This window comes from Aquimarina litoralis, from assembly GCF_019295435.1.
Lineage (GTDB): Bacteria > Bacteroidota > Bacteroidia > Flavobacteriales > Flavobacteriaceae > Aquimarina > Aquimarina litoralis_A.
On the sequence record NZ_WEKL01000013.1, the window covers coordinates 1 to 14,394 of the forward strand.

General features: G+C 33.0%; 11 protein-coding genes. 4 read left to right on the top strand and 7 right to left on the bottom strand.

Annotated elements, in window-relative coordinates; all coding sequences use genetic code 11:
- Positions 1-468: 468 nt before the first annotated feature.
- The 4 genes from GBO31_RS09015 (at position 469) to GBO31_RS09030 (ending at position 5,488) form a co-directional block, all read left to right on the top strand.
- Positions 469-1,359, top strand: a complete 891-nt coding sequence (locus GBO31_RS09015; protein WP_219008008.1) for a glycoside hydrolase family 16 protein — start codon at positions 469-471, stop codon at positions 1,357-1,359.
- A gap of 173 nt (positions 1,360-1,532) precedes the next feature.
- Positions 1,533-3,653 carry a M1 family metallopeptidase gene (locus tag GBO31_RS09020; protein WP_219008009.1) on the top strand — a complete coding sequence of 707 codons (2,121 nt, stop codon included), beginning with the start codon at positions 1,533-1,535 and terminating at the stop codon, positions 3,651-3,653.
- Positions 3,654-3,661: 8 nt separating this feature from the next.
- Positions 3,662-4,558, top strand: coding sequence for a patatin-like phospholipase family protein (locus tag GBO31_RS09025; RefSeq protein ID WP_219008010.1), 897 nt, complete (start codon positions 3,662-3,664; stop codon positions 4,556-4,558).
- A gap of 6 nt (positions 4,559-4,564) precedes the next feature.
- Positions 4,565-5,488, top strand: a complete 924-nt coding sequence (locus tag GBO31_RS09030) for a patatin-like phospholipase family protein (protein WP_219008011.1) — start codon at positions 4,565-4,567, stop codon at positions 5,486-5,488.
- A gap of 117 nt (positions 5,489-5,605) precedes the next feature.
- Here GBO31_RS09030 and GBO31_RS09035 read toward each other — a convergent pair whose 3' ends face one another.
- From GBO31_RS09035 to GBO31_RS09065, 7 genes are all read right to left on the bottom strand, one after another.
- Entirely contained in the window at positions 5,606-8,467 is a 2,862-nt protein-coding gene (locus GBO31_RS09035) for a PKD domain-containing protein (protein ID WP_219008012.1), read from the bottom strand.
- 480 nt (positions 8,468-8,947) lie between these two features.
- A complete protein-coding gene (locus tag GBO31_RS09040) occupies positions 8,948-9,304 on the bottom strand; it encodes a hypothetical protein (RefSeq protein ID WP_219008013.1) in 357 nt (118 codons plus the stop codon).
- 40 nt (positions 9,305-9,344) lie between these two features.
- Entirely contained in the window at positions 9,345-10,247 is a 903-nt protein-coding gene (locus GBO31_RS09045; RefSeq protein WP_219008014.1) for a YitT family protein, read from the bottom strand.
- Positions 10,248-10,324: 77 nt separating this feature from the next.
- Positions 10,325-10,843: a hypothetical protein gene (locus GBO31_RS09050; protein WP_219008015.1), complete on the bottom strand. Its 519-nt coding sequence runs from the start codon at positions 10,841-10,843 to the stop codon at positions 10,325-10,327.
- Between the two features lie 6 nt (positions 10,844-10,849).
- A complete protein-coding gene (locus tag GBO31_RS09055) occupies positions 10,850-12,424 on the bottom strand; it encodes an FMN-binding glutamate synthase family protein (protein WP_219008016.1) in 1,575 nt (524 codons plus the stop codon).
- Positions 12,425-12,433: 9 nt separating this feature from the next.
- On the bottom strand, positions 12,434-13,717 hold the full coding sequence (locus GBO31_RS09060) for an amidohydrolase (RefSeq protein ID WP_219008017.1): 1,284 nt from the start codon (positions 13,715-13,717) through the stop codon (positions 12,434-12,436).
- Positions 13,718-13,729: 12 nt separating this feature from the next.
- Positions 13,730-14,266 (bottom strand): DsrE family protein, encoded by a 537-nt coding sequence (locus tag GBO31_RS09065; protein ID WP_219008018.1) that lies wholly within the window; start codon positions 14,264-14,266, stop codon positions 13,730-13,732.
- Between the last annotated feature and the right edge of the window lie 128 nt (positions 14,267-14,394).

Consider the following 14,394-nt stretch of genomic DNA (forward strand, 5'->3'; position numbering starts at 1 on the left):
CCCACACCTTTTAAGTAATCGATAGGAGTTTGTAAGATATTAGCGCTTGAAGACAATTGACCGATTATTTGAGACTCTGTTTACAGCACAATATAGAAATAAATAATTAGCGATAAGTAGATTAGAATGTAATATGAAAAGGTTGTTTTGTGAATTTTATAGGAAGATCTGTAATAATTTGCTTAAATATTTTAATTTTTAGTAAAGTTAAGGGTTGAAATTATGCTTTTTAGTGATTTTTTATCTTAAAAGTATATTGAATTTTTATTTTCAGCCCCTCAAAATAAATTTTCTTAAATTCTTCTGAAAGTGTTGATTTTATTGGAGTTGGTGTTTTGTAAATCGTATTTCATCGACAAATAATTACGTTTTAACCGTAAAGGAAATGCGTTTCACCTGCTTTTTTGGCTAACTTTACGAAAACGTTTTAGTAATAGCGTAACTGTCTAACTCCAAATACATTATCTCATGAAAAAAACATTACTTTACACACTCGCATTAACAATCTCTACTTTTTTTATTTCTTGTAGTAAAGATGAAGTAACATCAGAAGAAACTTATAAAGGATTTACATCGGTTTCGGCAAAAGCTCCTTGGACCGATATTCTTATCGATGAATTTAATGCTGGAAGTAATATTGACGCCAAATGGCAACGAACAGAAAGATTAGATTATAATTCTGATTTTTGTATGTATAGACCATGGAATGTTAGTATTCAGAACCTAGATAATAGAAGTTGTTTACGACTACGTTCGTATAAAAAGCAAAACGGATTATGGGAATCTGGTCATGTAAAATCCTGGGCTAGTTTTGAGCCTGGTTATAACGAGCAAGTTCATGTGCAAGTAAGCGCTAAAGTGATAGCATGGGAAAATGGAAATGCTAAAGGATTTGCAGAAACTTATGGTGTTTGGCCTGCTGTATGGACTGTTCAAGAAACAGCTTGGCCTACTCAAGGAGAGATTGATATGATGGAAGCATATTCTTATGGATATTACGGAGGAGAAAAATATGCTAGTAATTTGTTTTATGGATATAATGAAGGTGAAAGTTTATTAGGACAAAATGCAGTAAGACATTATGATAATATTGGCGAAGGATGGCATACCTATGATATGTATTGGACAAATGTAAATGGAAACGTTTATGTAGATGTGCTGGTAGATGGAGCGCCCGTAGCTAATTACTATAATGGAATTGATCCAGATTTACAGTTAGAAAATTTTGGGCCACATAATGTAATCCTGAATCTTAATATTGGTTCTAATGATGGAATCTTTAATAATAATGCCATCAATGTATTCTGGAATACTGATATGTATGTGGATTTTGTAAGAGTTAAAAAGACGTCTATTTAATTAGATAGTATGTTTAAATTAAATATTTTGGTTAAAAACCTGAGCAACTGCTCGGGTTTTTTGTTTTTTCTTAATATCACGATTAGAAATTTTATTGGATGATCATCTTATTCAGATGTCACAACAAGTGAATTAATTCGTTATTTTGGCAGAACATTTGATTATCATATTATATGCGATTTATTCTGTATTTGTTTTTTGGATTTATTTCTTTTGTAACCATTGCTGGGAATGAAAAAATTGAAAGGTTTTCTAATATTAAAAAAGAACAACCTTATGTAGATTTCTTAACAGGAAAGGTAGCTGTTTTTCTGGATGCTAATTTCAAAAAAGTAGAAGGTAAAGTGGTCTATACGTTTAAAATTTTACAAGCTATAGACTCTATAACGATCGATGCACAGAATATGCAAATTATGGATGTCTTATTAGATGGAGAAAAGACAGAAATTAATTACGATACAAAAAAAATAAAAGTTGCTAGGGATTTTACAGAAAATTCTGAACATACGGTCGAAATTCAGTATATCGCTGCACCTAAAAAAGCGTTATACTTTTTAAAAGATTACCAAGGCGAAGATCAAATATGGACACAAGGACAAGGAAAATATACGTCTAATTGGTTGCCTAGTTTTGACGATATGAATGAGAAAGTAGAATTCGATTTGGTTATTCACTACGATTCTGATTATGAAGTTATAGCCAATGGGAAGTTGTTGAACTCACAAGCTGTCAATGATTCTATAAAACGATGGGAATATGATATGAAGTATCCTATGAGTAGCTATTTATTGGCGTTAGCTATTGGAAAGTATGAAAAGGTTGTGGAAACTTCTGAAAGTGGAATTCCGTTAGAGATGTATTATTACCCTGCTGATAAGGATAAATTCGAATCTACGTACAAGCATAGTAAGCAGTTATTTGATTTTCTGGAAAAAGAAATAGGGTATGCGTTTCCATGGCAAAATTATAAGCAAATTCCTGTAAAAGACTTTTTATATGCAGGTATGGAAAATACTGGTACTACGATATTTTCAGATGCTTTTGTAGTAGACCCAATAGGTTTTAATGATCGAAATTATATCAATGTAAATGCTCATGAATTAGCTCATCAATGGTTCGGAGATTTGATTACTGAAACTGAAGGAAAGCATCATTGGTTGCAAGAAGGTTTTGCAACCTATTATGCCTTATTAGCAGAGAGAGAAATTTTTGGTGATGATTATTTTCAGTATAAATTGTATGAGAGCGCAGAACAACTTACAGAACAATCTAAAGCTGAAAATGCAACGGCTTTATTAGATCCAAAAGCGAGTTCTCTTACCTTTTACCAAGGAGGTGCTTGGGCATTGCATGCGCTAAAAGATATGATTGGTGATGCTAACTTTAAAGCTACAATTCGTGAATATTTAGAAAAACATCAATTTGGCAATGTTACTACTTCTGATTTTATTACCATTGCTGAAAAAGTAAGTGGTCAAGATTTATCGGACTATCAAAAAATATGGTTGGAAGCAATGGTTTTTCCATCAAAAGAAGCATTAGATATTTTAACGAAAACGCCATTTATTAAACGTTATCTAACACTTGCAAGTGAGCGAACACAGCCTATTGCAGGAAAGTGGGGAACGCTAGCAACAGCATTAGATTTTCCGATAAATGAGTATTTAGGGCAAGAAGTGATTTATCAATTAGAAGGAGATACTTCCAAAGAATCATTAGCATTATTTACGAAAGCTTTTGAAACCAACAATATTTTTGTTCGACAAACTATTGCAAATACAATGAATACCATTCCTGGAGAATTAAAAAAGCAATATGAATCTTTATTGAAGGATGAATCTTATGCCACTATAGAACCTGCATTATACCATTTGTGGGCTAATTTTCCAGCAGATAGAGCAAAATATTTGGAGCAAACGAAAGATATTATTGGATTTCACGACAAAAACGTTAGAATCTTATGGTTGGTGCTAGCATTGAGTACTCAAGAGTATGAAAAAGGAAAACATCAGGAGTTTTATAAAGAACTCTCAGGGTATTCGTCTCCTATTCATCATTTTAGTACTCGCCAAAATGCTTTTACTTACTTAGAGAGTCTTCAGGCTTTTTCTGATCAATCTTTGGTAGATTTGGTAGACGGAGCTGTACATCATAATTGGAGATTCAGAAACTTTTGCAGAAAAGTATTGGATAACCTTTTAAAGAACCCTACAATTCAAAAGAAATATGTAGATTTAAAGGTTCATTTGTCAAAAAGGCAACAAGATTTTTTAGAAAAGAAATTAACCCCATAAACTAATTTATGCGCGCATTGGTCATATCCGGTGGAGGAAGTAAAGGAGCTTTTGCTGGTGGAGTGGCACAATATCTTATTCAAGATTTAAAGAGGGAATATGATTTATATGTAGGTACATCTACAGGAAGCCTACTGATTTCTCATTTAGCCTTGTCAAAAATAAAAGAGATAAAAGAAGTATATACGTCTGTCAATCAATCCTCAATTTTTAGAAACTGTCCCTTTGTGATCAAAAAGAGAAAAGGATACAATCTGATCACGATTAACCATTTTAATGTACTAAGAAATCTAATCAAAGGAAACAAGTCTTTTGGAGATAGCAGAAATTTAAGAAATCTGATTAAAAGATCAGTAACAGAAACCTATTTCAATCAACTTAAAGCATCTGATAAAGATGTAGTGATTACGGTTACTAATTTATCTACAAATGAAGTGGAGTACAAGTCTATCAGAGAGTGCACCTATCAAGAGTATTGCGATTGGATTTGGATTTCTTGTAATTATCCTCCTTTTATGAGTTTAGTACGAAAGAATAATTGTGATTATGTTGATGGAGGGTTAGGTTCTATGGTTCCAATTGAAGAAGCCATTCGAAGAGGAGCTAAAGAGGTAGATGTGATTATCCTGGAAACGGAAATTAATTATTTAAATAGGATGCCTACCAAGAATCCATTTACCTTAATAACCAGTATGGTAGATTTTATGATGGATACTATAGAACACCAAAATATTCGAATTGGTAAGTTTATCGCAACTCGAAAAGATGTGTCTATGGATCTGTACTATACGCCAACAGTTTTGACTACAAATTCATTAATTTTTGAAAAAGAAAAAATGAAAGAATGGTGGAAGAAAGGGTATGAATTTGCGAAAGAAAAAAATATATCAAACCGATTAGAATAAAAATATATGCGTGCATTAGTAATATCTGGAGGAGGAAGTAAAGGAGCTTATGCTGGAGGTGTAGCTCAATATTTGATCCAGGAGCAAGGTAGAAAATATGAACTTTTCTTAGGAACTTCTACTGGAAGTTTATTGATACCGCAATTGGCATTAGGAAATATACAAAAGGTATACGATATCTATACCAACGTAAATCAACATACAATTTTTAGTGTAAATCCTTTTAGAACCCGTAAAAAAGGAAATAGAGAGTTTGTATCAATTAATTTCTTCAACACTATAGTACAATTCTTAAAACGTAAACGAACATTTGGAGAAAGTAAAAACTTACGAAGAAATATCCGTAGAAATTTTTCTGAAATAGAATTCGAGTTGGCTAAGAAAAAAGTTAAGGATGTGGTAGTTACGGTTTCTAATTTGACCAAAAATACTACTGAGTATAAATCTATTAATGATTTTTCATATGAAGATTTTTGTGATTGGATTTGGATCTCTTGCAACTATGTGCCTTTTATGAGTTTGGTCACTAAAAATGATTGTGAATATGCAGATGGAGGTTTTGGATGTATGGTGCCTATTCGGGAAGCAATCAAAAGAGGGGCAACAGAGATAGATGCCGTAATTTTAGAATCTGAAAATATGGAACATAATAAGGTGCTAGGCAAAAATCCATTTTCGCTAATGGTAAACTTGTTTAGCTTTATGTTTGATCAGGTAGAAGGTCATGATACTGTAGTGGGAAAGTTAGCTGCAAAAAATAAAGACGTAGTCCTGAATTTGTATTACACACCATCAAAGTTAACAGAGAATTCTTTAGTTTTCAATAAAAAATTAATGCGTAGTTGGTGGCAGCAAGGATTTGATTATGCTGCTGAAAAGGCCAAGCAAGCTGATGAAAATAAATTAAAGGATATCGATATGGCAGGATAAAAGTATCTGCTTGATATTCCTAAAAAAATAGTCAAACTGAGTAATCATCTATTATATAAATGAAAATCTCAATTTGACTATTTGGTCTTTATATTTAAAAGATTAATTTAATTCTTACTATCGCTGTAATTTTATAAACTTATCTACTTGTTTGTTGTTAATCAATAAGAAATATAGTCCTTCAGAAAGCTTTGTAGTATTGATAGTTTCTGGAACGTCTGATCTTTGAATTACCGTTTGTCCCAAAGTATTAATGACTTTCAACGAATATCTATCCTTTAAATTAGATATTCCATCAATATGCAATATCTCGTTTGCTGGATTTGGATATAGTACAATTAGATCTTCTGGAGATTGAATATCAGGCGTGGATAAGGATTGAATTTCAATAGGCTCAGAAAAAGTGATGCATCCAGCTTGGTTAAATACTTCTACTGTGTATGTTCCAGCTTCTTGGGCCAAATAGGTTTGAGCGTTTGCACCTGTAATCGGTTGATCTTCAAAATACCATTGGTATGAAGTATAATTTTCTACTACCGATAGTTCATTAGTTTGATCATCTCTATTTACTGTTGGTATAGTTGGAGATTCTGAAACATTTACTTCTATAATAGCTCGTTCTGAAGTTGTACAACCTCCAAGAGTAGAAATTTCCCAATTGTATAGGTAGTAGTAAAAACCTTGTGGATTAGTAGTAGCAGAACTTCTTTTAATATTTACCACATTATCCACTCTATAGGGATAATTGATGTTATCGTTACTTCTAAAAAGGTTTGCTTCTTCTAGGAAACCGATTTCCATATCAGTTCCAGCAGGAATATTCATATTAATATCAATAGTATTTTCACCATCAGGAATATTGATTGTTTTAGAATCTATTACAGTTCCATCGGCAGCTATTAATTGTAACGTTCTATTTCCAGAACCTTGCGCAATAACAACAGCTGTCTTTAAAACAATAGGCTGATCAGTATCAAATACTAAATTAAATCCTCCTTGATGAATATTACCAGATAAATTCGCTAAATCAGTGATACCAGTGATGGCTTCAACGATTGGATCAGTAGTTCCAGCAACATAGTATGTTTGATCTTGGGTAACGTTTGATATATCCAAGCTTGGTCCAGTGGCAATAATAGTATCGCTATTTGGGCCATCATACCAAATATATCCATTACTACCTGATACGGTAATTGGATCAGTATCACCAGAACAAATCGTTTGTGTGCTATTATTGGGTAAAGAGGCTATTGTTATGGTAACCAAATTTTCCTTAGTATTGGTGTCTTCTCCAATAGCATTAGTAGCTGTTAAGGAAACTGTATAAACTCCATCGGTAGTATAGGTATGAGTTGGGTTTTGTTCTGTAGATGTATTTCCATCTCCAAAATCCCAGAGAACAGAAGTAACCGTATTGATAGAAGTATTTCTAAAACTAACTTGATCACAATCTATATCAGCCTCAAAGTTGGCAATTGGAGGTTGATTGTTATTACCAGGAGTATAAGATCCAGAAATTTCATAAAACCCTACAGAAGCATAATCAGAATATCCATTGGAAAGGTTTCCTTCGCCAGCACCATCAATTTCTATAAAATATGTACCTCCTGCTAAGTTAGTATTGATACTAGCACTTAGATTACTGGTGGGGTTGGATATAGCAAGTTCTTCTCCTGTACCACTAATGATTCTAGCTTGTATGTTTAAATTTGGATAATAAGGGTCAGGATCAATATCAAAATTAACCTCTCCACCAGCAGTAATAAATGAAAATACATCTTTATCCTCTTTTGTAGATATTAATGCTTGATGTAACGCAGGATCTACAGTTCCATCAGAACTTACCTGAATAGGAGTTGCTTCTGAAACCGTATCAGCATGATCATCTTCTTTGTACCCAAAACCATTTCTGTTTCCAGCGATAATACCCATATCATCTTCCTGAGTAATAGCATTATCATATTCTCCTTTACTCCATTGACCAATAGGTTTACTAGCACTCCATCCCATTATTGGACTCCATGATCCATGTCCTGAATAATATTGATTTCCCGGAACTCCATCGTGTGATAATCCTAATGTGTGTCCAACTTCATGTGATCCTGTTTCTCCAGCAGATCGAGTTCCGTTATTATATACCCAACAAGGGTTATCAATATTGTTATTGGAAAAAGAATTGAGATATGCTACACCACCAGATCCAGGAGCAGCATCGGTAGTAGGAGTAAAAATACACATCATCCTACGGTTAATTGGTGTATTCTCGAAAGTAGTTCTATCTGTAGTGATATTGATATCAAATGGTCTAAAATCTTCTGCCATAATTCTCCAGATCTCAGTAATTTTAGCATCGCTATATCCTGTAGGTTGCGCGTTGATAGTTCCTCCATTTACCCACCAAGTATCACTTACTACTTCACCATCAAAATCCAAATAAACAGTAAAAGCAGATCCTGGTAAACTTGATAATGTGGGAACTCTTGTTGAAGCTTTTTGTGTGTCATCTTCCTTTTCAACAATTCTTGTATATTTTATACATAAAACTTTATTAATATCAACTTTTTCAATGAAAATAGCATGTTGATCATCAGAGAAATATTTATAGGCAATATCTTCTTTGTACAAAACAATATGACCAGATATCAAATTGTTTTGTTTGGTAATATGGAATGTTGAGGTTTCAGAATTCCCAATACTTCCAATAATAGAATATGAATCTGGAGTACCTTTCTTTTTAGTAATGATGCCACTGTACGATAGGTCTTCAGATACGGTAAGGGTAATGTTATTAGACTTTGCATTAAAAAAATTACTAGAGAATGCTTCTTCACTTCCTAAATTAAAAGAATTCTTCTTCTGAGAATAGCTAGTTTGTGAAAAACTAATCATAAGAAGTAAACAAAATATTCTAGAGGTATTGTGTGTAATCTGTTTAAAGCTCTGCCTATGTTTTACTTTAAAGAGTGCAATTGGTTTCATTTGATGTATATTGAGTTTGTGTTTACGGTTTGATTCAACGTTCAAATGACTTGCTGGGATATGAATAGTAAACATCCATATCCTTAAAAAAGGTACTTGTGAAAAGATAGTGTGGAGGAATGAATACTAACCGAGTTTGTCTGGTTTTCGGAAATTATTTCTGAGGATGTCTGAAGTCCTCAAAACAGTATTCATTAAATTACACAAGCATTTTAATAATGTCGTTTTACGAAGTAAAACATATTTACTTAACTCAAAAAATCTCTTTTTAGTATTTGTGTCGGAAATGGTTTTTAATAGTAGAAGCCCATTTTTCTATGTGATCATTACTTGATAATGGTGAAAAATCTTGATAAACAATTGTTTTTAAAGGTGTTTTAAAACTTTTAACTTAGTATAGTCCAGCAGTTAATTCCTACGATTTGTTTTTTGAAATTAGATGATATTATTGTTTTATTGGATACGCTACAATAACAAATTTTATTCTTTAAACAATGTTAAGTGTATTCCATTTACTCCTTCAGAGATATCTTGTGTATTCAAAATCATTCGGAACATATATTTTCTCAATTTTAGAGGACCATTAATGCTCCAGTTATCATTTATTTTATTCGCTTTTACCATTAAATCAAAAACAGATTCTTTATAATTCTTATTTCCAAATTTTAAATTGACTACAACTCCCATTCCCTTAAATGTTTTGGGGAGATATGTTACATAATCATCACTATTAAGATCTACTGTTCTTTTTGGATCAAATAGCGTAACAACTTTTTCAAGAAAAATTAGATCAATTTTATTCTCAAAGTATATGGTTATATGAAGTGTATGTGTCATGTTTGAGTATTAGATAACATGTAATTATTTTTACTTCAGATTAAATAGGAGTGTTCTGTTCTGTTTTTTTGGCAGGAGTTAATTTTTTTAATCCTTCTTTAGACAAAAATTTAGTATACATTCCTCCCTTGATATTGTTTACATCAAATTCTACAATAAAAGCGTGTTTATCAATTGTGTCGATCAAGTTGTAGGTTCTTCTGATATCAATTCTATTGATTACGCTGTGAATAATCTTTTTTTCAGACTGTTCACCTCTTTTTCCAAAACCTCCAGAACCTGAATACATCGTTGTGCCGGTTCCTATAACTTTAATTAATTGTCTATTAATTTCATCAGGTTTTTCCGAGACAATCATTAAACCTACATAATCTTCAAACCCTTCTATCATAAAGTCTATAACTTTGGCGGTAACGATAAAGGTTAAAATAGAGTACATGGCTATTTCTATAGAAAGTAGTAAAGCTGTAATGCAGAATAAAATAATATTGAATACTAAAATAACCTTCCCAATGCTTACGCCTAATCGATCGTTGATGAAAATTCCTAATATTTCGGAACCATCTAACACAGCACCATTTTTAACAGTTAAGCCGATTCCAGTTCCTAAAAATAAACCACCAAAAATTGCTATTAAAAGTTTATCATCAGTAATAGCACTGAAATTTTCGAAATGGATAATAATTGCAAGAGAAATAATGGATAGTAAGGATTTGATAAAAATTCTTTTTGTGAGACTAAACCAAGCCAAAACTAGAAAAGGTATACTTACCAGTAATAAGAAAACAGAAATATCAAGTTCAAAAAGTTCGCTAAGTAAAATCGCAATACCTGTAGCTCCTCCATCTAAAAAACCGTTAGGGAGCAAAAACATTTTTAACCCTACACTTGCCAAAAATATGCCCAATGCAATTTGAAGAAATTCTGATAGGGTTCTTTTCATATAACTATTTTAATTATACAAACCTTTAAATTAAAACGTATTGATCATCTCTGAAATAATTATTCACCAGGATAGCGCTAAAAAAGATCTTCTACCTCAGATTTAATAGCAGATAAAGCCGTATCACTTGGGGCTCCTTTTTCGACCACTTCCGTTAAAATCATTTCTCTCATTTTATTGGAGGAATCTACTTCGTTATTCAAAACGCTTTTTCGAATTAAGGCGATCGTTCCGTTTTTGGCAGTTTTAATCATATTCCAACATTCATCTGAAATATAAATTTGTTGGGTTAGATTATGATCAAATTCCTGTTCTATAGTATTTACAAGTAAGGATTCATAACTTTTCTTATCATCATCTACTGGAGGAGTTCTTAGCAATAATTTACCCGGAGAAATTCGTTCCATAAATAACGCCATACGTTCATATGCCTGTAACCGAAGTGGTAATGATTGTTTCTGATTTTCCCTGTGAAGTAGATATCTTCTTCTTTTTTCTTCATTATCAGTATGTGTTTTAAAATAAAACAGTGCTAATAAAGTGATGAATAGTGATGGAATTAATGAAATTAATAAAGGAATGATTTCGATGTTCATTTAATGTTATTTTGAAAGTGTTTCTGAATAATGTCCTCCTAAATATGAGCAATCTTTCAGATCTTGAGTACAGGTGAATTCTACTGGAGTTTTGCTATATTTAAAGGAATCTTCTAAGGTTTTTGTAAGTTCTCCGTCATCGACATTCACATCAATATCTTTCATTGTGAATTGCGATGGGTGTTCATATCCGGCAGCATGAGTTATCTCTACGAGTTCTTTTCTAAAAGATTTAAAGTATTGTGCTAATCGATCTGATTTTAAAGGGACATTAATACCTTTTTGTAACCATTTACTTTGTGTGGCTACTCCTGCAGGACATTTATTTGTATGACATATTTGAGCTTGAATACAGCCAATACTCATCATAGCTTCTCTAGCTACGTTAATACAGTCTACACCCATTGCAAAAGCCATAGCGGCCTTTGCAGGAAAACCTAATTTTCCACTTCCAATGAAGACCACTCTTTCCGTTAGATTATGCTTTTGAAATATTTTATAAATCGCACTAAAACCATAGATCCAGGGAAGCGATACGTGATCAGCAAAACTTGGAGGTGCAGCTCCAGTTCCACCTTCTCCACCATCAATAGTTATAAAATCAGGTCCTCGATTAGACTTTACCATAAGCTCTGCCAATAGTTCCCATTGTTCGGTTTTTCCAATTGCTGCTTTAATACCAACAGGTAGTCCAGTTTCTTCTGCAATATCTTCTATAAGTTGTAATAATTCAGGTACATTTTTAAACGCTTTATGAGTTGAAGGAGATAAGACATCTTTACCGACTTCAACACCTCTTATTTTAGCAATTTCAGGAGTTATTTTAGCTCCTGGAAGAACTCCTCCTTTTCCCGGTTTTGCACCTTGGGAGAGTTTAATTTCTATTGCCTTAATAAAAGGATTGTTAGCAACAAGTTCCTTCATTTTTTTCATAGAGAAATTTCCATCTTCTGAGCGAACACCAAAATAACCTGTTCCAAAATGGAAAACAACATCTCCTCCGTTACTATGATATGGAGATAAACCTCCTTCACCTGTGTTGTGAAATGCTCCAGCTTTTTTTACACCAATATTTAAAGAATCTACTGCACGAGCAGATAATGAACCATAGCTCATAGCAGAAACATTAATAATAGAGGCTGGACGATAGGGTTTTCTACGTTGGTTATAAACACCCATAACCTTGGCACACGGTAAAAAAGTTTTGTCTATGGTGTTAGGATGATCCGAATTCATCTGAAAAGGGATCATACAGTTTTTTACAAAAATATGTTGATGCTCATAGATGTCTCTATCCGTTCCAAAACCTTCATAATTATTTTCATTTTTAGAAGAAGCATAGACCCAACCTCTTTCTATTCTATTAAACGGGAGTTCTTCTCTATTATTCGCTACAAAATACTGTCTCATTTCAGGTCCAATACTTTCTAATAGATATCTTAGATGACCAACTATAGGAAAGTTATGACTTATGGTATGTTTTTTATTGAAAAAAATATCTCGTATTGCTACTAAACCTAACACTAGCAATATCCACATCCACCAAGATATAGTGCCCAGAAAATTTATGATAGTTTCCATATACTAAAATTATTGCGCGTTTAAGTAATCTAAAGTCAATTGAGACATTACTTTTACTCCAAGTAACATTCCACTTTCATCAATATAAAAATCTGGGGTATGATGAGCAGGTGCGTCTTCAGAATTGTGAGGTTTTCCTCCTAAAAAGAAATAAAAACCAGGAACTACTTCCTGAAAATACGAAAAATCTTCACCACCTGTTGTTGCTTTAGATAAAACTACATTTTCTTTTCCTGCAACTCCTTGTATTGTAGGTAGCATTTTTGTTACTAGATCAGGATCATTGTAAGTAATAGAAGTATTATTTTGAAATTCAATCGTAGCGTTGCCTCCATATGCTTCTGCTATTGAAGGTACCATCTCACTCATTCGGCGAATGATCATTTTTCGCATTCGCGGATCTAAAGTCCTTACAGTTCCAATCATTTCTGCACTTTCTGGTATAATATTAAAACGAACACCACTTGTTATTTTTCCCACTGTTATTACTGCAGCTTCTTCTACCAATGGTGATTCTCTGCTGATAATGGTTTGCAGTCCATCAATTATTTTTGCTGAGATCAAAATTGGATCCACACCAGACCAAGGAGCAGAACCATGCGTCTGTTTTCCTTTTACATTAATTACGAAACGTTCTACCGCAGCCATAGTACCACCTGGTTTGTAACGAATCATTCCTACTGGTGTTCCTGAATTAATATGTAATCCAAAAATTGCGTCTACATCAGGGTTTTTCAAAACCCCTTCTTTGATCATTAATTTTGCTCCACCTTCTTCACCAGGAGGAGGACCTTCTTCTGCCGGTTGAAAAATAAACTTTACAGTGCCGTTTATCTTTTCTTTATGCTTACTTAAAACTTCTGCAACTCCCATTAGAATTGCTGTATGCGTATCGTGACCGCAAGCATGACTGACACCAACTTCTTTATCAAGAAATGTAGTTTTTACCGTAGATTTAAAAGGAACATCGGCTCGTTCGGTTACAGGAAGAGCGTCTATATCTGCTCTCAATGCGACTACTTTTCCTTCTTGTTTTCCTTTTAAAATAGCCACAACACCAGTTTTAGCCACTTGTTCCGTTACTTCTAATCCCAAACTTTTTAGATGCGCAGCAATTTTTTTGGCAGTTTCAAATTCTCGATTAGAAAGTTCTGGGTTTTGATGAAAATCTCTTCGCCATTCGATCACTTTATTTTCGATCTTATCAGACATAGAATCTACATCAGGATCTATTTTTTGTGCACTAATCGTATAGCACAATAGTAATAATATGATGGATACGCTATTCTTCATAGGGTAATTGAGTTAAAAATTAATGAGTTTATAGTTTTTATTTTGCAATTGCACCAAAGCCGTCATTGCTGATAAAGCTATTTGTACTCTGGGGTGTATGTCTTGTTTTTCAATGTTTCTATGTGCTGCTGTTTGTCCGCATAATATGATTTGAACACCTTTTGCGCTTAAAGCTGTTAGTAAATCGGTATTAGGGTTTATAATTCCAAATTTTTCTTGATAATTCTTATCTTGTAAAATATCATTTGCTGCGTTTCCATGAATTACCAATGCTACTTTCATGTTTTCGAAAGGTACTCCTGCATCAACGTGCATATTAAGATATCGCGCAGCGGTGTTGATTAATGGGTTTATTTTAGTATTGTCTCCCAAAGAACGCCCAACATCAAAAACAACTTTCAAATCATTTGTTGTATCTGTTTTAAAATCAGTGTTTTCAATACTATAAGTGCTGCCGTATTCTGAAATAATACTACCTTTTTTAGTGTCTTTTTGACAGAAAAGTATGATAGGAAATGAGAAGAGTAGAAAGAAAAATGTGTGTTTCAAGCTTGTTTTTTTGTTTCTAAAGATATTCAAAAATCTAATAAACTAAAGTTAAAATGTAATCTTGACTTTTGTGCCTTCTAAAGGAACATAAAAAAATGCATTTAGAACGTTAGTAATACTTTTAATGT

What these genes read in the sequence shown, in the direction of transcription:
- GBO31_RS09030 (WP_219008011.1), top strand. Translation starts at nt 4,565, where the DNA reads ATGCGTGCATTAGTAATATCTGGAGGAGGAAGTAAAGGAGCTTATGCT.
- GBO31_RS09035 (WP_219008012.1), bottom strand. Translation starts at nt 8,467, where the DNA reads ATGAAACCAATTGCACTCTTTAAAGTAAAACATAGGCAGAGCTTTAAA.
- GBO31_RS09060 (WP_219008017.1), bottom strand. Translation starts at nt 13,717, where the DNA reads ATGAAGAATAGCGTATCCATCATATTATTACTATTGTGCTATACGATT.
- GBO31_RS09015 (WP_219008008.1), top strand. Translation starts at nt 469, where the DNA reads ATGAAAAAAACATTACTTTACACACTCGCATTAACAATCTCTACTTTT.
- GBO31_RS09020 (WP_219008009.1), top strand. Translation starts at nt 1,533, where the DNA reads ATGCGATTTATTCTGTATTTGTTTTTTGGATTTATTTCTTTTGTAACC.
- GBO31_RS09050 (WP_219008015.1), bottom strand. Translation starts at nt 10,843, where the DNA reads ATGAACATCGAAATCATTCCTTTATTAATTTCATTAATTCCATCACTA.
- GBO31_RS09025 (WP_219008010.1), top strand. Translation starts at nt 3,662, where the DNA reads ATGCGCGCATTGGTCATATCCGGTGGAGGAAGTAAAGGAGCTTTTGCT.
- GBO31_RS09055 (WP_219008016.1), bottom strand. Translation starts at nt 12,424, where the DNA reads ATGGAAACTATCATAAATTTTCTGGGCACTATATCTTGGTGGATGTGG.
- GBO31_RS09045 (WP_219008014.1), bottom strand. Translation starts at nt 10,247, where the DNA reads ATGAAAAGAACCCTATCAGAATTTCTTCAAATTGCATTGGGCATATTT.
- GBO31_RS09040 (WP_219008013.1), bottom strand. Translation starts at nt 9,304, where the DNA reads ATGACACATACACTTCATATAACCATATACTTTGAGAATAAAATTGAT.